We start from the raw sequence: 19671 nt of genomic DNA on the forward strand, positions 1-19671 counted from the left end.
GCAGAATCGTCCCGTCATGTCTCTCACGAGCGGGAATACCTGCGTTCCTGCTCCCGATTCCCCGATAGTCGCTCTCTGGTTGGCGCGATGGCGTCGCACGGTTCGCGGGCTACGGCCAAGAACGCGGAGTGCAACCTCGACAACAGAGGCTCCACTGTGGCCCATTGTTCGCCCGTCAGATCTCCACATGCCGCGAACCCAAATCCGCCGGCACACGGATTCGGCTCGTCAGTTCGCCCCAGGCGAGCGATGATCCGCTCCAGGTCTCCCATACCCTGCACCCTCCCGCGATCTCACCGCGTACCGCCCCGGTCACGGATCGTAGGAGCGGCCCCGGGACGAGCGCAGCGGACCTGCAACTTCACGATGCGCAGTGCTCAATGGGGCGCACCCGAGGAGACGTCCCGGCGCCGTTGGCAGCCCCGCAACCCCTACTGGATCTCTTTTGGTAGGCGCTATGGACACCCCATCCCTCTCCGGTCGATCGTGGACGACATGAGCGATCAGCCCGTTGCGCCGTCGCCTGTCGTCACCTCTTCCGTACCGTCCACCGCCTGGGCGAGCGCAGTTACGGATTCGCGAGGGCGTATGCCTGAGGCCGAGGATGTGCGGCGGTTCTGGCAGCGGCTCGGGCTGCCCGGGCTGGTCGACGTGCACACCCACTTCATGCCTGAGCGGGTGCTGCGCAAGGTCTGGGGCTACTTCGACTCACTGGGGCCGCTGACCGGCGGCGTCGAATGGCCCATCACCTACCGGAAGGAGGAAGAGGAACGGGTCGCACTGATACGGGAGTTCGGCGTGCGGCGCTTCACCGCCATGCTCTACCCGCACAAGCCCGGCATGGCGCAGTGGCTCAACAGCTGGGCTGTGGACTTCGCCGGCCGCACCCCGGACTGTCTGCACACCTCGACCCTCTTTCCGGAGGCGGGGGTTGAGGCCTACGTCCAGGAAGCCCTCGATGCGGGGGCGCGGGTCTTCAAGGCGCATGTGCAGGTGGGAGCGTACGACCCGGCGAGTGAACTCCTCGACCCTGCTTGGGGGTTGCTGGCCGAGGCGGGGGTTCCTGTGGTTATGCACTGCGGGTCGGGGCCCGCGCCCGGCAAGCACACCGGGCCCGAGCCGATCGGGCGCGTGCTGGCCCGGCATCCGCGGCTGCGGCTGGTCGTCGCGCACATGGGCATGCCGGAGTACGAGGACTTCATCGACCTTGCCGAGCGGTACCGGGAGGTGCGGCTGGACACGACGATGGCGTTCACGGACTTCAGCGAGCGGTTCGCGCCGTTCCCGCGGCGGGCGCTGTCACGGCTGGGCGACCTCGGCGACCGGATCCTGCTGGGCAGCGACTTCCCCAACATCCCTTATCCGTACGTCCATCAGCTGCACGCGCTGGAGCGGCTGGGGCTCGGGGAGGAGTGGCTGCGGGCCGTCTGCCATGACAACGGGGCGCGGTTGTTCCGGCTGTGAGCATCCGTGCCGTCGCGTGCCCGCGCGTCACTGGAGTCCCACAGGGAGCCTTTACGCCCTGATCATCACGGGCCGCGGATGATGGGTGCCGGCCCGTGCGGAGGCCGCTGGGCAAGAGCTTCCCAGGGATTCCCTGAGAGGTGCCTGTGCGTTTCTCAGGGAAATCACAGGTTGTCGAAAGGGTGCTCTCAGAGGATCCAGACAGTGTGTCCACCATGACCACGACCTCGCCCCAGGGGCGCACCGAACTGCTGAGGCCGGACGGGAGCCCCGTCCGAGTGCTTGTGGTGGACGACGAGATGTCGATCACCGAGCTGCTGTCCATGGCCCTTCGCTATGAGGGATGGCAGATCCGTAGTGCGGGGGATGGCACGGGTGCCATCCAGACCGCGCGGGAGTTCCGGCCCGACGCCGTCGTTCTCGACATGATGCTGCCGGACATGGACGGGCTGACCGTGCTCGGGCGGCTGCGCCGTGAGCTGCCGGATGTTCCTGTCCTGTTCCTCACGGCCAAGGACGCGGTCGAGGACCGGATCGCGGGCCTCACCGCCGGTGGCGACGACTACGTCACCAAGCCGTTCAGCCTGGAAGAGGTCGTCGCACGGCTCCGCGGGCTGATCCGGCGCTCCGGTGCCGCCGACCGGCGCTCGGACTCCGTGCTCGTCGTCGGTGATCTGACGCTGGACGAGGACAGTCACGAGGTCAGTCGCGCCGGGGAGGGCATCCATCTCACCGCCACCGAGTTCGAGCTGCTGCGCTTCCTGATGCGCAACCCGCGGCGCGTGCTCAGCAAGGCGCAGATACTCGACCGTGTGTGGTCGTACGACTTCGGTGGGCAGGCCAATGTGGTCGAGCTCTACATCTCGTATCTGCGCCGGAAGATCGACGCCGGTCGTGAGCCGATGATCCACACCCGGCGTGGGGCCGGTTATCTGATCAAGCCTGCCGCGTCATGAGCGGACGGCGACGACCGCGTACGCAGAAGCGACGAGCGGGACAGCCGCGCACCCTGCGGGCGCGGCTCGTCGTCGCGTCGGTTGTGTTGATCGCCACCGTGTGTGCGGTGATCGGTACCGTGACGACGTTGGCGCTCAGGACTCATCTCTACGGCCAGCTGGACGAACAGCTGGTTCAGGTCTCCGGGCGGGCGGCAGGGTTCGGCGGGCCCATCGGTGGTGGCCCCGACAAGAAGAACTCGGCCGGGAGCAGCAAAGCCGGGAGCAGCAACACCCAGACCCTCGACCTGACCGAGTTCGTCACGCACGGCCCCCAGCCTGAGCGCACGGTCATCGCCAAGGTCCAGAACGGCCAGATCACCGACGCCAAGTACGGCGAGAGGTCGGACGACAGCCCTGACCTCAGCGGGATGGTTCCCAACTCCCTCAGCGAGGCGGCCCGCACCTCGCTCAACACCGTGCCCCAGGACAACAAGATCCACACGGTGGAGATCAGCGGACTGGGCAAGTACCGCGTCAAGTACGTCAGCAGTGAGAACGGCAGCTACTACGTGGCCGTCCCCACCAAGGTTCCCGACAACACCATCAACACCCTCATCCTCGTCGAAGTAAGCGTCACCGCCGCCGGCCTCGGTGCCGCCGTAATCGCCGGCTACGTCCTCGTAGGCGTAGCCACCCGCCCCCTCCGTCGCGTCGCCGCCACCGCCACCCGGGTATCCGAACTCCCCCTCCACACCGGTGAGGTGAACCTCTCCGAGCGCGTCGCCGAGTCCGAGACCGACCCGCATACCGAGGTCGGGCAGGTCGGGGCCGCGCTCAATCGGATGTTGGACCATGTCCACGGTGCGCTGCACTCGCGGCAGCAGAGTGAGATGCGGGTGCGGCAGTTCGTGGCCGACGCCAGTCATGAGCTGCGGACACCGCTCGCGTCCATCCGGGGGTACGCCGAGCTGACCAGACGCGGCAGAGAGCAGGTCGGCCCCGACACCCGGCACGCCCTCGGCCGTATCGAGTCCGAGGCGGGCCGTATGACGCTGCTGGTCGAGGATCTGCTGCTGCTCGCCCGGCTGGATGCCGGACGCCCGCTGCAGTTCGAGCAGACCGACCTCATCCCGCTGGTCGTCGACACGATCAGCGACTCCCGCGCGGCCGGCATGGACCACAACTGGCGGCTGGACCTGCCCGACGAACCGGCCCTCGTGTCCGCGGACGCGGCCCGGATCCAGCAGGTGCTCGTCAACCTGCTCGGCAACGCCCGCAAACACACCCCGCCCGGTACGACCGTCACGGCACGTGTGCAGCGGCGCGGCCCGTGGATGTGTGTGGACGTCGAGGACAACGGGCAGGGGATCCCGGCAGAGCTGCTGCCGCATGTCTTCGAACGGTTCGCGCGCGGCGACTCCTCGCGCTCCCGTGCCTCTGGTTCGACGGGCCTCGGGCTTGCGATCGTGCAGGCCGTTGCGACCGCGCACGGCGGTGCCGTGACCGTGGACAGTGTTCCGGGGCGCACGGTGTTCACCGTGCATTTGCCGGCGCTTGCCCCGGTGATGCCCCGGCCGGCCGCCGAAACGAATTGGCAATCGCACTCACAGGCAGACCACAGTGCCACCACATGGGTGCAACAGGGCACTTGACCAGAGTCGTTCCCATGCGAACCGACTCTTCTCCCGGCACCCTGCCGGCGCGGGAGCACCTCCCGGCCGGCGACGCCGGTACGCCTGTCCTGGACGTAGTGATCCCCGTCTACAACGAGGAGAAGGACCTCCAGCCGTGTGTGCTGAGACTGCATGAGCATTTGAAGCGCACGTTCCCCTACGCGTTCCGCATCACGATCGCGGACAACGCGTCGACCGACACCACCCCGCTGGTGGCGGCGCGGCTGGAGGCGGAGATCCCCGAGGTCTCCAACTTCCGACTGGAGCAGAAGGGCCGCGGTCGCGCCCTGCGGACGGTGTGGTCCGCCTCCGAGGCGCCGATCCTCGCCTACATGGACGTGGACCTCTCCACCGACCTCAATGCGCTGCTGCCCCTGGTGGCGCCGCTGATCTCGGGTCACTCGGACCTGGCGATCGGCTCCCGGCTGGCCCGCTCCTCCCGCGTCGTACGCGGCCCCAAGCGGGAGTTCATCAGCCGGGCGTACAACCTCATCCTGCGCGGCTCGCTGCAGGCCCGCTTCTCCGACGCGCAGTGCGGCTTCAAGGCGATCCGGCGTGATGTCGCCCAGGTGCTGCTGCCGATGGTCGAGGACACCGGCTGGTTCTTCGACACCGAGATGCTGGTCATCGCCGAGCGCGCGGGGCTTCGTATCCACGAAGTGCCCGTCGACTGGGTCGACGACCCGAACTCCACCGTCCACATCGTGAAGACGGCGACCGAGGACCTCAAGGGGGTGTGGCGCGTGGGCAAGGCTCTGGCCACCGGGTCGCTGCCGCTGGACCGGATCACCCGGCCCTTCGGCGACGACCCGCGCGACCGCGACATCAAGGACGTACCGAAGGGGCTGGCCCGCCAGCTCGTCGGGTTCTGCGTCGTCGGCGGACTGTCGACCCTCTTCTATCTCGTCCTCTACAGCCTCTTCCGTCAGTTCGGCGGTTCGCAGGTCGCCAACGCACTGGCCCTGCTGGTCTCCGCGGTCGCCAATACGGCGGCCAACCGGCGCCTCACCTTCGGAGTGCGCGGCAGCGGCGGCGCCGTCCGGCACCAGGCGCAGGGCCTGGTCGTCTTCGGCATCGGGCTCGCCCTGACCAGCGGTTCGCTCGCCGCCCTGAACGCGGCGACGTCCGACCCCGGGCACTCCACCGAACTGGCGGTCCTCGTCGCCGCCAACCTCGCGGCGACCGTACTGCGCTTCCTCCTCTTCCGCGCGTGGGTCTTCCCCGACAAGAGCGACAGCGGGCAGTCCACCGTGGTGGCCTCGCACACCCCGTCCTCGCCGACCTACGCGACGGCCCAGTACCCGCAGCCGTACCAGCAGCAGGCGTACCAGCCGCTGCCGCAGCGCCCGGGCGCGCACCCGAACGTGCCGTACCAGAACCGCCAGACGACCCAGTTCCGCGCCGGTGAAGTCGCGGACCAGCGCTGGGAGGACGCCACCATGCATCTGCAGCCGGTGCGCCCGACCGACACCGATCCGAGGGACTCCCGATGACCACCCACTACGACCAGACGACCCAGCCGGGTCCCTCCGCGTGGGGGCCGCCACCGACGGCGACCACGGACGTGGCGGAGCCCGTTGCTCCGCCGGCCGCCCCGGCTCCGGACTCCGGTGAACCCAAGCAGCCCTTCGTACGCAGACTCTGGCGCGGCCGCCCCGAGGATCCCCGCTGGGTACGCCCGGCCTTCCTCGGCCTGCTGCTCGCCACCGGCCTGCTCTACCTCTACAACCTGAGCGCCTCCGGGTACGCCAACTCCTTCTACTCGGCGGCCGTCCAGGCCGGCAGCAAGAGCTGGAAGGCGTTCTTCTTCGGCTCGCTGGACGCGGGCAACGCCATCACCGTCGACAAGCCGCCGGCTTCGCTGTGGCCGATGGAGCTGTCGGTCCGGATCTTCGGCCTCAACTCTTGGGCGATCCTCGTCCCCGAGGTCCTCATGGGCCTCGCGACGGTCGCCGTCGTCTACGCGTCCGTGCGCCGCCGGTTCAGCCCCGCGGCCGGGCTGATCGCGGGCGCGGTGCTCGCGCTCACTCCCGTCGCGGCGCTGATGTTCCGGTTCAACAACCCGGACGCCATGCTGGCGCTGCTGATGTCGGTCGCCTGCTACTTCGTGGTCCGCGCCCTGGAGGACGGCCGTACGAAGTGGCTGGTGTGGGCCGGTGCCGCGATCGGCTTCGCGTTCCTCGGCAAGACCCTGCAGGCCTTCCTGATCCTTCCGGCGCTCGCGATCGTCTACGCGGTCTGCGCGCCGGTGTCGCTGAAGAAGCGCTTCGGGCAGCTGGCCGCGGCGACCGCCTCGCTGGTGGTCGCCGGTGGCTGGTGGGTCGCGATCGTCGAGCTGTGGCCCGCCTCCTCCCGCCCGTACATCGGCGGTTCGCAGAACAACAGCTTCCTCGAGCTGACCTTCGGCTACAACGGCCTCGGCCGCCTGAGCGGCAACGAGACCGGCAGTGTCGGCGGCGGTGGCGGTGGTGGCGGCACCGGCATGTGGGGCGAGACCGGCTGGAACCGGATGTTCAGCTCCGAGGTCGGCAGCCAGATCTCCTGGCTGCTGCCGGCCGCGCTGATCCTCTTCGTCGCGGGCCTGGTGGCCACGCGCAAGTACAAGCGGACGTCCGTGACCCGCGGTTCGTTCCTGGTCTGGGGCGGATCCCTGCTCCTGACCATGGTCGTCTTCAGCTACATGGCGGGCATCTTCCACCAGTACTACACGGTGGCCCTCGCCCCCTACCTCGCCGCCGTGGTCGGCATGGGCTCCGCGCTCCTGTGGGAGAAGCGGCGCGAGATCTGGGCGTCCCTCACCCTCGCGGCCGCGGTCGTGGCGAGCGCCGCCTGGGGCTACGTACTGCTCAACCGCACCTCGGACTATCTGCCCTGGCTGAAGTATCTGGTCCTGGTCGGCGGCCTGGTGGCCGCCCTCGGCCTGATCTTCGCGGGCCGGATCAACCGACAGCTCGCCCTGGGGGCGGCGGCCGTGGGCATCCTGGCCTCGCTGGCCGGCCCGACCGCGTACACCCTGTCCACCGTGAACAGTGCGCACACCGGCTCCATCGTCACGGCCGGTCCGGCCGGCGCGAGCATGATGGGCGGCGGCCGGGGCGGTCCCGGCGGCGGTGGCGGTATGCGGGGCGGCATGGGCGGCGGCATGCCGGGCCAGCAGAACCAGCAGAACGGCAACGGCTTCCCGGGCGGCGGCACCACCGGCAACGGCAACGGCGGCTTCGGCGGCGGCATGCCGGGCCAGAACCAGCAGAACGGGAACGGGAACACCCAGGGCAACGGCAACACCCAGCAGGGCGGCCCGACCATGGGTGACGGCGGCGGCATGGGCGGCGGCGGTGGCGTCGGCGGCCTGCTGAACGGCGCGAGCGTCAGCTCCGAGGCCAAGAAGCTCCTGGAGACCGACTCGTCCAAGTACACCTGGGCAGCGGCGGCCATCGGCGCACAGAACGCGGCGAGCTACCAGCTCTCCACCGGCGACCCGGTGATGGCCATCGGCGGCTTCAACGGCACCGACCCGTCCCCGACCCTCGCGCAGTTCAAGCAGTACGTGGCCGACGGAAAGATCCACTACTTCATCTCGTCCGGCACCGGCGGCGGCATGGGCGGCAGCAGCAGCGGTACGTCCTCGCAGATCACGTCGTGGGTCGAGAAGAACTTCAAGAAGGTGACGGTCGGTTCGTCGACCTTCTACGACCTGACGCAGAAGGCGAGCAGCTGACAGTAAGTCGCTGAGAAGGGGCGGTGACCGCTGGTCACCGCCCCTTCTCGTGTCCCCGTATCTCCGTTGTACGCTGTATGGCAACTGTTCTACGGTGTACAGCATGCCCACTCCCCAAGGCCACCCCCAGCGCTGGCTGATCCTCGGCGTCATCTGTCTCGCCCAGCTCACCGTGCTGCTCGACAACACCGTCCTGAACGTGGCGATCCCCTCCCTCACCAAGGAGTTGGGCGCGGAGACCTCCGACATCCAGTGGATGATCAACGCGTACTCGCTGGTCCAGTCCGGCCTGCTGCTCACCGCGGGCAGCGCGGCGGACCGCTACGGCCGCAAGAAGCTGCTGATCGCCGGACTGGCCCTGTTCGGCATCGGTTCGCTGGTGGCCGGACTCGCGGGCAGCACCGGCCAGTTGATCGCGGCGCGGGCCGGCATGGGCGTCGGCGGCGCACTACTGCTGACTACCACCCTCGCCGTCGCGATGCAGATCTTCACCCCCGAGGAGCAGCCGAAGGCGATCGGCATCTGGGCAGCGGTCAACGCGCTCGGATTCGCGATCGGCCCACTGCTCGGCGGCTTCATGCTGAACCACTTCTGGTGGGGCGCGATCTTCCTGATCAACCTGCCGGTGGTGGCACTGGGGCTGGTGGCCGTCGTAGCCCTGGTCCCCGAGTCGAAGAACCCCCGCGGCGACCGCCCCGACCTCCTCGGCGCCCTGCTCTCCACGATCGGCATGGCCTCCCTCGTGTACGCGATCATCTCCGGGCCGGAGCACGGGTGGACGTCGGGCCGGGTGCTGGGCACGGCGGGCGTCGCGGTCCTGGTCCTGGGCGCCTTCGCGTACTGGGAGAGCCGGATCCCGTACCCCATGCTCGACCTGCACTTCTTCCGGGACCGCCGGTTCACGGGTGCCGTCACCGGAGCGGTGCTGATCACCTTCGGCATGGGCGGCGCGCTCTTCCTGCTCACCCAGCATCTGCAATTCGTGCTCGGTTACGGCCCCTTGGAGGCCGGTCTGCGAACGGCACCGCTCGCTCTGACGGTCGTCGTACTCAACTTCTCGGGGCTGTCCGCGAAGTGGTCGGGCAGGCTCGGTACGCCGGTGTCCATCGCGCTGGGGATGGTGCTGATGTCGGCCGGGCTCGTCTCCATCGCGCTGCTGGACTCCGGCGGTTACGCCGGGACGCTGCTGGGGCTGTTGCTGATCGGGGGTGGCTGCGCGGTCGCCAATCCGGCGATGGCGCACGCGATCATGAGTGCGATTCCTCCGGAGAAGGCGGGGGTCGGAGCCGGTCTGAACGGGACGTTGGCCGAGTTCGGGAACGGGCTGGGGGTTGCCGTACTCGGAGCGGTGCTGAGTTCTCGGGTGCCGAGGGTAGGACTGGCCGCCGGTCTGGAGGCGGGGCAGTTGGTGGGGGCCTGTGCTGTGCTGTTGGGTGGGTTGTTGGCGGCGGCGTTGCTGCGCAGGGCTGAGCGGGCAGACTCGGTGGTGGCCGCCTAAGAGCTCGGGTGGCTCTGTTGTCGTGCGACTGCGGGTCGTGTGTGGTTGATCGCGCCCACGCGGCGGTAGCCGCATATCGACACAGCCCCGCGCCCCTTGAGGGGCGCCTAGCATGACCGGCGTTCGAAAGGTGAGGAAAGGTGCGCCAATGGTGAGGGCAGCCGAGCGGGCGGCGCGGACCAGTGTGTGGCTGGGGGGCAAGACGCGCCGGGGCGGGCGCGGCGGCGGGCAGCCCTCCGGGCTCGACCGCGACCGGATCACCGAGGTGACCGTCCGTCTCCTGGACGCGGAGGGGCTGGCCAAGTTCTCCATGCGCCGGCTGGCCGCCGAGCTGAACGTCACCGCGATGTCCGTCTACTGGTACGTCGACACCAAGGACGACCTCCTCGAACTCGCCCTGGACGCGGCCTTCGGCGAGATCAGCCTGCCGGACCCGGACGCCGACGAGGACTGGCGAGACCAGCTGCGCGCGCTGGCCAGGGAGTACCGCTCGCTGCTGGTCCGCCATCCCTGGCTGTCACCGCTGGGCGGCACCTTCCTCAACATCGGCCCCAACAACCTGGCCTTCGCCCGCGTCGTACAACGCGTCATCCGCCGCACCGGCCTGCCCACGTACGGCCTGGCGGCCGCCATCTCCTCCGTCTTCCAGTTCGTGTACGGCTTCGGCACGATCGAGGGCCACTTCAACGCCCGCAGCGCCGACTTCGGCATGACCGCCGACGAGTACTTCAAGCACGCCATGACCGCCGTGACACAGGACCCCCAGGCCGCCGAGGTGGTCAAGGAGTCCGAGGACATCATGGCGGCCCGCGGCGGCGACACCGTGCACGAGATGTGGGAGCGGGACTTCGACTTCGCCCTGGACCTGCTGGTGGCGGGAATCGAGGCGATGGTGGCCCGGGGCTGAGCTACTCCCCGGACACCAGCCGGGCCGGGAAGCCTCCGGTGGCCACCGGCCCCCACTTCTGGGGTGTGACCCGGATGATGGACTTGCCCTGCTTGTCCATGGCCGCCCGGGCCCCTTCTTTCTGCGCCCCTCGCACTGCTTCGCAGGCTTCGGAGCGCTGCGCCGGACTCCGTCCGTCGAGTGGTGTTGGGCGGCGGCGACTAGTTCTCGGACGCCAGCCGGGCCGGGAAGCCTCCGGTGGCCACTGGCCCCCACTTCTGGGGTGTGACCCGGATGATGGACTTGCCCTGCTTGTCCATGGCCGCCCGGGCCCCTTCTTTCTGCGCCCCTCGCACTGCTTCGCAGGCTTCGGAGCGCTGCGCCGGACTCCGTCCGTCGAGTGGTGTTGGGCGGCGGCGACTAGTCCTCGGACACCAGCCGCGCCGGGAAGCCGCCGGTCGCCACCGGCCCCCACTTCTCCGGAGTGACCCGGATGATCGACTTCCCCTGCTTCAGCATCGCCTGCCGGTACTCGTCCCAGTCCGGGTGCTCACCCGCGATGTTCCGGTAGTACTCCACCAGCGGCTCCACGGACTCCGGCGAGTCGATGACCTCCGCCGTCCCGTCCACCTGCACCCACGGCCCGTTCCAGTCGTCGCTCAGCACGACGAGGGCGACCCGCTCGTCCCGCTTGGCGTTGCGGGTCTTCGCGCGCTCCGGGTAGGTGGAGACCACGATCCGCCCGGAGTCGTCGACCCCGCAGGTCAGCGGCGACGCCTGCGGGCTGCCGTCGGCCCGGCGCGTGAGCAGGATCGCGCGATGGCGGGGGCGTACGAAGTCCAGCAGTTCGTCCAGGGAGACGCGGGTGTTGGTCGCGATGTTCGGTGCCATGGCGTCAGCCTAGGGGTACGACGGCCCGCCGAGCCTGACCCTGTCGTGCCTACGCCTGCGGCAGCGACTCCCCCTGTACCGCCTGGATGTCCAGCTCCACCTTCAGCGTCGTACCGATCGCGGCGATACCCGCCTGGAGCACCTGGTTGTAGTTCATGGCGAAGTCCTCGCGACGGAGTTCCGTGGTCGCCCGGAACGCGGCCCGCGTCCCGCCCCACGGGTCCGCGCCCGTCCCCAGATACGCCAGGTCCAGGTCCACCGGCCGTACGACCCCGTGGAGGGTCAGCTCCCCGTGCACCGTCCAGCGGTCCGCGCCGGCCGCCGTGAGCCCCGTGGACCGGTAGGTGATCTCCGGGTGCTTCTCGACGTCCAGGAAGTCGGGCGAGCGCAGGTGGTCGTCCCGCATGCCGTTGCCCGTGTCGATGGACGCGGCCCGGATCACCGCCTCCACGCGCGACTTCTCCACCTCGTCCGGGGCGATCTCGACACGCCCGGCGAACTCCGTGAACCGCCCGTGGACGCTGGAGATCCCCAGGTGCTGGGCGACCGCACCCACCGAGGAGTGCGCGGGGTCGATGGCCCACGGCCCGGGCGGCGGCAGCTCCGTGCCGCCCTGCCGGGCCAGTGTCACCGCGCCGAGCTCGGCGCGTCCGCTCGCCGTGACGAGCGCGCTAGAGGCCACGGGTGCGTACCCGACGGCCGTGACGATGACGGTGTACGCCCCCGGGTCGAGCTCGGTGGCGTCCCGTACGGCGCCCTCGGCGTCCGTCTCCGCCCGCAGCACCTGTGTGCCGGTCATGTCGGTCACCGTGACGACCGCGTGCGACACGGCCCATCCGTCCCGCGTACGGATCTTCGCGGTCAGTCCCATCCCGTTTCTCCCTGCAGAACTACTGGTCACTACTGGTCATAGCTGCTTGTAAAAGAACCGGCCCGTGGCGCCGGGCGCGCACCTCCGCTCAGAGCGCGCACGCCGTCCGCCACGGGCCGGGGTCCAACTACTCGCCCGGGTGGGCCAGTTCGATGTCGTGGTCGTCGACTCCGCGGCCGTTCACCGTCAGTGCGGTTGCCACCGGCGGGTAGCCCGTCGCGATGACCGTGTAGTCGCCGCCGTTCAGGTCGGTGAAGGCGTACGCCCCGTCCGTGCCGGTGGTGGCCGTCCCGACCACGTTGCCCGCCGCGTCGACCAGGGTGACCCGTGCGTCGGCCAGCGGCCCGTGCGGGGCGCGTACGACGCCCTGGAGCTGGGCGCCCGAGTCGAGGTCGATCTCGATCCGGGTGACGCCGGTGCCGCCCACCTCGACGGGCAGGGCGCGCGGCCGGTACCCGGCGGCGTTCACCGCGACGGTCACGGCACCCGGCACCAGCTCCGCGAAGGAGAACTCGCCCTGCTCACCGGTGGCGGCGGTGGCCAGCAGATCCCCGCGCACATCGGTCACGATGACCATCGCGTCCTTGACGGGCAGCGTGGTCTCGGTGGCCCGCACCACTCCGCTCAGCCCGCTGGTTCCGCTGAGCAGGATGTCGTACGAGACCGGCTCACCGTTCACCACGACGGTGGACGCCTGCGGCTGGAACCCGTCGGCGGCGGCGATCAGGACGTAACTGCCCACGCTCGGCGCATCGAGGGCGTAGGAGCCGTCGGCCTGCGCGACCGACCGGCCCAGCTGCCGTCCGGCCAGGGAGATCAGCGTGACGGCGGCCTGCGGCACCGGAGCGCTCTCGTTGCCGCGGACGAAGCCGCGCACCGGGATCCCGCCGGAACCGGCCGACTCCTCGGGCCGGGCGATGGTCGCCACGGCGGCGAGCCGCTGCGTGCCGTCGACGGCGGTCTCGGTGTCGGAAGACACGGCCCAGCTCGGGACGTGCTCGGCAGCCGGAGCAGTGGGAGCCTCGGCGGCAGCCGGAGCGGCCTTGGACTCGGCCGGCGTCCCGTCCGCGGCAGCGGCCTGCGCCAGCGCGCCCTTGGTCTTCAGCGGGACCTCCTTGATGAACAGGGTGATGAGGAAGGCGACGGCCGCCAGACCACCCGCGATGAGGAAGACATCGGCGATGCCGTGGCCGTAGGCGCTCTCCATGAGGGTGCGCAGCGGCGCCGGGAGCTTGTCCATGTCCGGGATGCTGTCGGTCGAGGAGTTCGAACCGGCCAGCGCGGCCTGGTACTTGGGGTCGAGGGCGGCGATGCCGTCCTTGACGTAGTGCGTGATCCGGTGGGACATCACCGCACCCAGCGCGGACACGCCGACCGCACCGCCGAGGGAGCGGAAGAAGGTGACCGTGGAGCTGGCGGAGCCGAGGTCGCTCGCGTCGACCTGGTTCTGCGTGCTCAGCACCAGGTTCTGCATCATCATGCCGATGCCGAGACCCAGCAGGGCCATGAAGATCGACATCTTCCAGTACGCCGTGTCGTAGCGGATGGTTCCCAGCAGGCCGAGGCCGGCCGTCACCAGCACACCACCGCCGACCAGCCACGCCTTCCAGCGCCCTGTGCGGGTGATGAACTGCCCCGAGACGGTCGAGGAGATGAACAGACCGCCGATCATCGGGATCGTCATGACGCCGGACATGGTCGGCGACTTGTCGCGGGCCAGCTGGAAGTACTGGCTGAAGAAGACCGTGCCGGTGAACATCGCGACACCGACGAACAGCGACGCGAGCGAGGCGAGCGTGATGGTGCGGTTGCGGAACAGCCTCAGCGGGATGATCGGCTCGCTCGCCTTGGACTCGACGAGCACGAAGATCAGACCGAGGACGATCGAACCGCCGACCATCGCGTACGTCTGCCAGGACACCCAGTCGTACTTGTCACCGGCGAAGGTGACCCAGACCAGCAGCAGCGAGACGGCGGCGGCGATGAAGAACGCGCCGGCCCAGTCGACCTTCACGTCCCGCTTCACGACCGGCAGGTGCAGGGTCTTCTGCAGCACGATCAGGGCGAGGACGGCGAAGGGGACACCGACGTAGAAGCACCAGCGCCAGCCGAGCCAGCTGGTGTCGGTGATGACGCCGCCGAGCAGCGGGCCGCCGACGGTGGCGACGGCGAAGGTCGCGCCGAGGTAGCCGGAGTAACGGCCGCGCTCGCGCGGGGAGATCATCGCGGCCATGACGATCTGGGCGAGGGCGGACAGACCGCCGACGCCGATGCCCTGGACGACACGGCAGGCGATCAGCATGCCGGCGTTCTGCGACAGACCCGCGGCCGCGGACCCGAGCACGTAGATGACCAGGGCTATCTGGACGAGCGCCTTCTTGCTGTACAGGTCGGCGAGCTTGCCCCACAGGGGGGTGGCCGCGGTCATCGACAGCAGGGCGGCGGTGACGACCCAGGTGTAGGCAGACTGGCCGCCGCCGAGGTCGCTGATGATGTGCGGCAGGGCGTTGGTGACGATCGTGGACGACAGGATCGCCACGAACATGCCGAGCAGCAGACCGGAGATCGCCTCCATGATCTGCCGGTGCGTCATCGGGGTGTACTCGGCGGAGCCTCCCCCGTGCTTGGCATGAGCCCGCACACCGGCTGGTGTGGTCGTTGCCATGGGCTTCCTTCTCTTAAGTGCTTGCGGGTGTACGGGTGGTTTGTTCGAGTTCGAGTTCGCGTACGGGGGGCGGGAGCCGGGGCGGTACGGCGCGGCAGTCGTCGAAGCTGGCCCGCAGGCGTTCCATGAGCCGCGTGAGCTGGGCGACCTCCTCGTCGCTCCAGTCGGCGAGCCGCTCGGCCAGCAGCTGTGCGGTCCGCTCGGACAGCGCTTCCAGCTGGGCCAGGCCCGCGGGTGTGAGGTGCAGGATCCGGGACCGTTTGTCCGCCGGGTCGGGGGACCGGTCGATCCAGCCGCGCTCGGCGAGGTGCGCGACATGGCGGCTGGTGACCGACATGTCCACGGAGAGCAGCTCCGCGAGCCTGCTCATCCGCATGTCGCCGTGGCGTCCGAGCAGCGTCAGCACGGCGGCGGATCCGCTCGGGCAGTCGGACGGCAGAATCCGCCCGAGTTCCCTCTTCACGGCACCGAAGGCGCTGAACTGACGTATCAGCTCCTCGTACTGCGCCCGCTCGGCCATCACACCTCCCGCATTCGTTGCTTGGGGCAACCATAGAAGTTGTTGGTTGCTGCAGGCAAACAAAATGGCCCGGGTACGGGACAAAAACTTGGCAAAGGCAAGTATTGCGAATGTAAATGCGCAGGTGAGGGCGGTTGTCGCTGTGGACCGCCCCCCACTTGGGCCACAACCACTGATTCGCTAGGGTCTCGGGCTATGGCTAACCCCCAGGGCCCCCAGGGCAACCACGACCCCGCAGGCAACACCCAGATGTTCCGTGCGTTCGTCGACGAGGGCCCGCAGGGCCGCCGTCAGCAGCAGGCGCCCGCGCCGGCCGGTCCGCGCATTGGCCTGATCATCGGCGTCGTCGTGGCCGTGGCGGTCGTGGCGGCCGTCGCCTGGCTCGCGCTGAAGTAGGAGCGAATCGCCGCTTCAGGCGAATCGCTACTTCCACTGGACGGCGACGTCCCGCGTCTCGATGTGCATGCCGAGCGGCACACGCCACTCGTCGACGCACATCGTCCAGGTCTTCTCCTTCCGTGCGCCGGCCCCGATCGGCGCCGGCAGCCCGGCGGTCGACTCGACCGTCCCCCAGTCGATCCCGAGCGCCCCGATGATGTGCGTCCCGAAGGTCACCGTGCCCGAACGCACCGCGGTTCCGCCGGAGTTGGTGAAGGCCAGCGTCACGTCCTCGCACCAGCGCTTGTCCGTGGCCTTGCGAACCGGGTCGCTCCAGCTCAGAGCGGCGGGGCCAGTGGGCGCCGTACGACCGGGAGTTGCCGTCGGCGACGGTGGAGCGGGCGTCGTACGACCGGACTCGGCGCCGCCACCGGACGTGGACGGCCCCGGATCGGCGGGTGCGGGTGCGCCCGTCTCCGGTACGTCGCCCGAACCGGCGCCTGTTGCAGGGGAGCCGCCGTTCTCCGGGCCGCCGTCCAGCGGCACGAGCGTCACACCGCCCGTCGGGGCCGCTGCCGTACCGGAGGCCTGAGGCGCACCGCCGACCGCCCCGGTCGCCACGTATCCCTCGCCTCTGCCGCCGCCTCCGCAGGCGGCCAGTGCGGCACCCAGGCAGACGACGGCCGCCGACGCGCCGATCACGGCGCCTCGACGGCCATGTGTCCATGTCGTCCCAGGAATCCCACGCAGCATCGCGCCATGGTGGCTGACACTCCGTCAAATAGGAACCCTCAGGGCCCCCTGATGACTCCTGTTGATTCCTGAGGAGGATCAGTCGGAGATGAGCCCCTCCCGCAGCTGCGCCAGCGTCCGCGTCAGCAGCCGGGAGACGTGCATCTGGGAGATGCCGACCTCCTCGCCGATCTGCGACTGGGTCATGTTGGCGAAGAAGCGGAGCATGATGATCTGTCGCTCGCGGGGCGGGAGTTTGGCCAGCAGGGGCTTGAGGGACTCGCGGTACTCGACGCCCTCCAGGGCCGTGTCCTCGTAGCCGAGGCGGTCCGCGAGGGAGCCCTCGCCGCCGTCGTCCTCGGGGGCCGGGGAGTCCAGCGAGGAGGCCGTGTACGCGTTGCCGACCGCGAGGCCGTCGACCACGTCCTCCTCGGACACGCCCAGTACGGCGGCGAGTTCGGGGACGGTCGGGGAGCGGTCCAGCTTCTGGGAGAGCTCGTCGCTGGCCTTGGTGAGGGCCAGGCGCAGCTCCTGCAGCCGGCGCGGCACACGCACCGACCACGAGGTGTCGCGGAAGAACCGCTTGATCTCGCCGACGACCGTCGGCATCGCGAACGTCGGGAACTCCACGCCCCGTTCGCAGTCGAAGCGGTCGATCGCCTTGATCAGGCCGATGGTGCCGACCTGGACGATGTCCTCCATCGGCTCGTTGCGCGAGCGGAAGCGGGCCGCCGCGTAGCGCACCAGCGGGAGGTTGAGTTCGATGAGGGTGTCCCGGACGTACGCGCGCTCGGGGCTGTTCTCGTCGAGTGCGGCGAGCCGCAGGAAAAGGGAGCGGGACAGGGTGCGGGTGTCGATGGCATCCGAGGCCGGCGGGGCCGGGATGTCAGCGGCCGTAAGGGCCGGGGCCGGTGCGGTGTCGACGGCTGCCACCTCATCGATGGAACCGAGCACGGCGTCGGCGGGCGCGGACTCGCTCTTCGTGAGCGTGAGCACCTTCGAGCTGCCCTGGTCTGCGGACATGCCACCCCCTCTGGGTCGCGGGACGGTCGTGGCCGATGCTCCCCTGGTGAGGAGTTCAGCCTTCACCTGAATACCGGAGCCGAAGCCGCGGCAAACGCGCTTGGGGAAGAATGTCACATGTCGGCAACACGCTGTAGTGACATGTCGACATGCAAGATACGAATCAGCCCTGGAAAGAGGGGGTCTGAGCCTTTTTCGACGCAGAACTGTCGGGAACAGCCCTGGTGAGCGATTCGCTCTTGCCGGTTACGCCTCGATCCTGTTTGCGGATCGCAGCCGCTGGAAGCTACGCGCGAGTAGCCGTGAGACATGCATCTGCGAGACACCGAGTTCCGCACTGATCTGCGACTGGGTGAGGTTGCTGTAGTAGCGCAGGAGAAGGATTCTCTGTTCCCGTTCCGGGAGTTGTACGAGGAGATGGCGGACGAGGTCGCGGTGCTCGACGCCGTCCAGGGCGGGGTCCTCGTAGCCGAGCCGGTCGAGGAGCCCCGGCAGTCCGTCGCCCTCCTGGGCGGCCTCCAGGGAGGTCGCGTGGTACGACCGGCCGGCCTCGATGCAGGAGAGCACCTCCTCCTCGGTGATGCGCAGCCGTTCGGCGATCTCGGCGGTCGTGGGGGTGCGCCCGAAGGAGGTCGTCAGGTCCTCGGTCGCGCTGTTGACCTGCACCCACAGCTCGTGCAGGCGGCGCGGGACATGGACCGTGCGGACGTTGTCGCGGAAGTACCGCTTGATCTCGCCGACGACGGTCGGCATCGCGAAGGTCGGGAACTGCACGCCCCGGTCCGGGTCGAAGCGGTCGATCGCGTTGATGAGCCCGATCGTGCCGACCTGGATCACGTCCTCCATCGGCTCGTTGCGGGAGCGGAAGCGTGCGGCCGCGTAGCGCACGAGCGGGAGGTTGGCCTCGATCAGCGCCCCGCGCACCCGGTTGTGTTCCGGTGTGCCCGGCCCGAGCCCCTTGAGTTCGCCGAAGAGCACCTGGGTGAGGGCCCGGGTGTCGGCGCCGCGGCTGCGCGGCGGTGCGGCCTCCGGTGGGGCCTCGACGACCTCCAGGGGCGGTGCTTGAGGCGCAGTACTGGCCGGCACGGTCAACTCCACCTCGCAATCGATCAACGTCTTCGGCAAAAGCGGTCATAGCATCACAAGAGATGTGCACTGTGTGCAAGCACCGCATAACGCCGTGTTGAGGGCAAGTTGGGGCCAAATACGCACAAAGGCCCTGCGCCATTCCGGCGCAGGGCCCAGCGGGTCCGGCTCAGTACTCGTAGTCGGCGATCACCCAGGTGGAGAACTCCTTCCACAGCGTCACGCCCGCCTGGTGCTCCGGGTGCTCGACGTAGCGCCGCAGCGCGGCCGCGTCGTCGAAGCCGGAGTTGATGGCGAAGTCGTACGCGATGGGGCGGTCGCTGATGTTCCAGCCCAGCTCCCAGAAGCGGATCTCGGGGATCTTCCCGTCCAGCGACCGGAAGGCATCGACGCCCTCCAGCACGCGCGGGTCGTCGCGCTCGACGCCCTCGTCGAGCTTGAAGAGGACGAGATGGCGGATCATGTGCGCTCCTTGCCGGTCCTAGTGGGCGCCGTTGGCGAGCCAGGTGAAGAAGTCGCCTATCGCCTTGGCGGCGTCCGATATGCCCTCGAACCCTATCTGGACGTAGTCGGCCGCCTTGGCCGGGTCCGTGATGATGATGTACAGCGCGAAGACCACGAGCACATAGACGGCGATCTTCTTGGCATTCACCGCCATTGCGGCCTCCCCAGTGACTGTTGCCCAACGACCGCACATGATCGCACGAAGGGCCCCGTCTCTCGACGGGGCCCTTCACAAAGCGGTAGCGGAGGGATTTGAACCCTCGGTGACTTGCGCCACACTCGCTTTCGAGGCGAGCTCCTTCGGCCGCTCGGACACGCTACCGAGGGAGACCTTACAGCACGCCGGGCAGTGCTCTGAAATCGGTATTCGGGGACGGTGTTCAGGGGCCGGTCTTCAGCGGGAGCGGAAGAATTCGGTGAGGATTCGTGCGCAGTCGTCGGCGAGTACGCCCTCGATCACCTCGGGGCGGTGGTTGAGCCGTCGGTCGCGTACGACGTCCCAGAGGGAGCCGGCCGCGCCGGCCTTCTCGTCGCGGGCTCCGTAGACGACACGGTCCACGCGGGACTGCACGAGCGCACCCGCGCACATCGTGCAGGGCTCCAGCGTGACGACGAGCGTGCAGCCGGACAGCCGCCACTCCCCGAGGTCGGCTGCGGCCCGGCGGATCGCGAGAACCTCGGCATGCGCCGTCGGATCACCGGTGGCCTCGCGCTCGTTGTGCCCGGCCCCGAGCACGGTCGTACCGTCCGAGGCCAGTACGACGGCACCCACGGGCACATCGGCGCCGGCCCGCCCGGCCTCGTCCAGGGCGAGCCGCATAGCG

18 protein-coding genes and 1 tRNA gene are annotated in these 19671 nt (G+C 69.2%); 8 read left to right on the top strand and 11 right to left on the bottom strand.

Annotated features, from left to right (window positions below):
• Positions 1–588 precede the first annotated feature (588 nt).
• From ACFY10_RS48775 to ACFY10_RS48805, 7 genes are all read left to right on the top strand, one after another.
• Positions 589–1464 carry an amidohydrolase family protein gene (locus ACFY10_RS48775; RefSeq protein ID WP_390671867.1) on the top strand — a complete coding sequence of 292 codons (876 nt, stop codon included), beginning with the start codon at positions 589–591 and terminating at the stop codon, positions 1462–1464.
• Positions 1465–1679: 215 nt separating this feature from the next.
• Positions 1680–2420: a response regulator transcription factor gene (locus ACFY10_RS48780; RefSeq protein ID WP_311736776.1), complete on the top strand. Its 741-nt coding sequence runs from the start codon at positions 1680–1682 to the stop codon at positions 2418–2420.
• Positions 2417–4054 carry an ATP-binding protein gene (locus tag ACFY10_RS48785; RefSeq protein ID WP_390671868.1) on the top strand — a complete coding sequence of 546 codons (1638 nt, stop codon included), beginning with the start codon at positions 2417–2419 and terminating at the stop codon, positions 4052–4054. Before ACFY10_RS48780 ends, ACFY10_RS48785 begins: the two co-directional genes overlap by 4 nt.
• A gap of 14 nt (positions 4055–4068) precedes the next feature.
• A complete protein-coding gene (locus tag ACFY10_RS48790; protein WP_390671869.1) occupies positions 4069–5568 on the top strand; it encodes a glycosyltransferase in 1500 nt (499 codons plus the stop codon).
• Positions 5565–7793, top strand: a complete 2229-nt coding sequence (locus ACFY10_RS48795) for a glycosyltransferase family 39 protein (RefSeq protein ID WP_390671870.1) — start codon at positions 5565–5567, stop codon at positions 7791–7793. Before ACFY10_RS48790 ends, ACFY10_RS48795 begins: the two co-directional genes overlap by 4 nt.
• Positions 7794–7896: 103 nt before the next feature.
• On the top strand, positions 7897–9291 hold the full coding sequence (locus tag ACFY10_RS48800) for an MFS transporter (RefSeq protein WP_390671871.1): 1395 nt from the start codon (positions 7897–7899) through the stop codon (positions 9289–9291).
• 148 nt (positions 9292–9439) lie between these two features.
• Entirely contained in the window at positions 9440–10198 is a 759-nt protein-coding gene (locus tag ACFY10_RS48805) for a TetR/AcrR family transcriptional regulator (RefSeq protein WP_390671872.1), read from the top strand.
• Positions 10199–10597: 399 nt separating this feature from the next.
• Here ACFY10_RS48805 and ACFY10_RS48810 read toward each other — a convergent pair whose 3' ends face one another.
• The 4 genes from ACFY10_RS48810 to ACFY10_RS48825 form a co-directional block, all read right to left on the bottom strand.
• Positions 10598–11068: a PPOX class F420-dependent oxidoreductase gene (locus ACFY10_RS48810; RefSeq protein ID WP_390671873.1), complete on the bottom strand. Its 471-nt coding sequence runs from the start codon at positions 11066–11068 to the stop codon at positions 10598–10600.
• A 49-nt stretch (positions 11069–11117) separates the two neighbouring features.
• Entirely contained in the window at positions 11118–11939 is an 822-nt protein-coding gene (locus tag ACFY10_RS48815) for a YceI family protein (RefSeq protein WP_390671874.1), read from the bottom strand.
• Between the two features lie 127 nt (positions 11940–12066).
• Positions 12067–14604: an MFS transporter gene (locus ACFY10_RS48820; RefSeq protein ID WP_390671875.1), complete on the bottom strand. Its 2538-nt coding sequence runs from the start codon at positions 14602–14604 to the stop codon at positions 12067–12069.
• Positions 14605–14617: 13 nt separating this feature from the next.
• Positions 14618–15124, bottom strand: coding sequence for a MarR family winged helix-turn-helix transcriptional regulator (locus ACFY10_RS48825; RefSeq protein ID WP_390671876.1), 507 nt, complete (start codon positions 15122–15124; stop codon positions 14618–14620).
• 195 nt (positions 15125–15319) lie between these two features.
• On the opposite strand from ACFY10_RS48825, the gene ACFY10_RS48830 reads away from it, so the two are divergent.
• Positions 15320–15520 (top strand): hypothetical protein, encoded by a 201-nt coding sequence (locus tag ACFY10_RS48830; protein WP_390671877.1) that lies wholly within the window; start codon positions 15320–15322, stop codon positions 15518–15520.
• Between the two features lie 27 nt (positions 15521–15547).
• On the opposite strand, the gene ACFY10_RS48835 is transcribed toward ACFY10_RS48830, so the two are convergent.
• The 7 genes from ACFY10_RS48835 to tadA all read right to left on the bottom strand — a co-directional run bounded on the left by ACFY10_RS48835 (position 15548) and on the right by tadA (position 19667).
• On the bottom strand, positions 15548–16204 hold the full coding sequence (locus ACFY10_RS48835) for a hypothetical protein (RefSeq protein ID WP_390671878.1): 657 nt from the start codon (positions 16202–16204) through the stop codon (positions 15548–15550).
• A 129-nt stretch (positions 16205–16333) separates the two neighbouring features.
• Positions 16334–17257 (bottom strand): RNA polymerase sigma factor SigF, encoded by a 924-nt coding sequence (locus tag ACFY10_RS48840; protein ID WP_390671879.1) that lies wholly within the window; start codon positions 17255–17257, stop codon positions 16334–16336.
• 246 nt (positions 17258–17503) lie between these two features.
• On the bottom strand, positions 17504–18343 hold the full coding sequence (locus ACFY10_RS48845) for an RNA polymerase sigma factor SigF (RefSeq protein WP_390671880.1): 840 nt from the start codon (positions 18341–18343) through the stop codon (positions 17504–17506).
• 169 nt (positions 18344–18512) lie between these two features.
• Positions 18513–18806, bottom strand: a complete 294-nt coding sequence (locus ACFY10_RS48850; RefSeq protein ID WP_389073121.1) for a Dabb family protein — start codon at positions 18804–18806, stop codon at positions 18513–18515.
• Between the two features lie 18 nt (positions 18807–18824).
• Entirely contained in the window at positions 18825–19001 is a 177-nt protein-coding gene (locus ACFY10_RS48855) for a hypothetical protein (RefSeq protein ID WP_030938603.1), read from the bottom strand.
• An 83-nt stretch (positions 19002–19084) separates the two neighbouring features.
• Positions 19085–19169 (bottom strand) — tRNA-Ser (locus ACFY10_RS48860).
• Positions 19170–19241: 72 nt separating this feature from the next.
• The gene (gene tadA, locus ACFY10_RS48865; protein ID WP_232655054.1) at positions 19242–19667 is read right to left on the bottom strand and encodes a tRNA adenosine(34) deaminase TadA; all 426 of its coding nucleotides are present in this window, start codon (positions 19665–19667) and stop codon (positions 19242–19244) included.
• Between the last annotated feature and the right edge of the window lie 4 nt (positions 19668–19671).

Source organism: Streptomyces sp. NPDC001401, from assembly GCF_042895385.1.
Classification (GTDB): domain Bacteria; phylum Actinomycetota; class Actinomycetes; order Streptomycetales; family Streptomycetaceae; genus Streptomyces.

What these genes read in the sequence shown, in the direction of transcription:
- ACFY10_RS48790 (WP_390671869.1), top strand. Translation starts at nt 4,069, where the DNA reads ATGCGAACCGACTCTTCTCCCGGCACCCTGCCGGCGCGGGAGCACCTC.
- tadA (WP_232655054.1), bottom strand. Translation starts at nt 19,667, where the DNA reads ATGCGGCTCGCCCTGGACGAGGCCGGGCGGGCCGGCGCCGATGTGCCC.
- ACFY10_RS48795 (WP_390671870.1), top strand. Translation starts at nt 5,565, where the DNA reads ATGACCACCCACTACGACCAGACGACCCAGCCGGGTCCCTCCGCGTGG.
- ACFY10_RS48785 (WP_390671868.1), top strand. Translation starts at nt 2,417, where the DNA reads ATGAGCGGACGGCGACGACCGCGTACGCAGAAGCGACGAGCGGGACAG.
- ACFY10_RS48850 (WP_389073121.1), bottom strand. Translation starts at nt 18,806, where the DNA reads ATGATCCGCCATCTCGTCCTCTTCAAGCTCGACGAGGGCGTCGAGCGC.
- ACFY10_RS48805 (WP_390671872.1), top strand. Translation starts at nt 9,440, where the DNA reads ATGGTGAGGGCAGCCGAGCGGGCGGCGCGGACCAGTGTGTGGCTGGGG.
- ACFY10_RS48855 (WP_030938603.1), bottom strand. Translation starts at nt 19,001, where the DNA reads ATGGCGGTGAATGCCAAGAAGATCGCCGTCTATGTGCTCGTGGTCTTC.
- ACFY10_RS48810 (WP_390671873.1), bottom strand. Translation starts at nt 11,068, where the DNA reads ATGGCACCGAACATCGCGACCAACACCCGCGTCTCCCTGGACGAACTG.
- ACFY10_RS48780 (WP_311736776.1), top strand. Translation starts at nt 1,680, where the DNA reads ATGACCACGACCTCGCCCCAGGGGCGCACCGAACTGCTGAGGCCGGAC.
- ACFY10_RS48815 (WP_390671874.1), bottom strand. Translation starts at nt 11,939, where the DNA reads ATGGGACTGACCGCGAAGATCCGTACGCGGGACGGATGGGCCGTGTCG.
- ACFY10_RS48800 (WP_390671871.1), top strand. Translation starts at nt 7,897, where the DNA reads ATGCCCACTCCCCAAGGCCACCCCCAGCGCTGGCTGATCCTCGGCGTC.
- ACFY10_RS48830 (WP_390671877.1), top strand. Translation starts at nt 15,320, where the DNA reads ATGGCTAACCCCCAGGGCCCCCAGGGCAACCACGACCCCGCAGGCAAC.
- ACFY10_RS48775 (WP_390671867.1), top strand. Translation starts at nt 589, where the DNA reads ATGCCTGAGGCCGAGGATGTGCGGCGGTTCTGGCAGCGGCTCGGGCTG.
- ACFY10_RS48820 (WP_390671875.1), bottom strand. Translation starts at nt 14,604, where the DNA reads ATGGCAACGACCACACCAGCCGGTGTGCGGGCTCATGCCAAGCACGGG.
- ACFY10_RS48825 (WP_390671876.1), bottom strand. Translation starts at nt 15,124, where the DNA reads ATGGCCGAGCGGGCGCAGTACGAGGAGCTGATACGTCAGTTCAGCGCC.
- ACFY10_RS48840 (WP_390671879.1), bottom strand. Translation starts at nt 17,257, where the DNA reads ATGTCCGCAGACCAGGGCAGCTCGAAGGTGCTCACGCTCACGAAGAGC.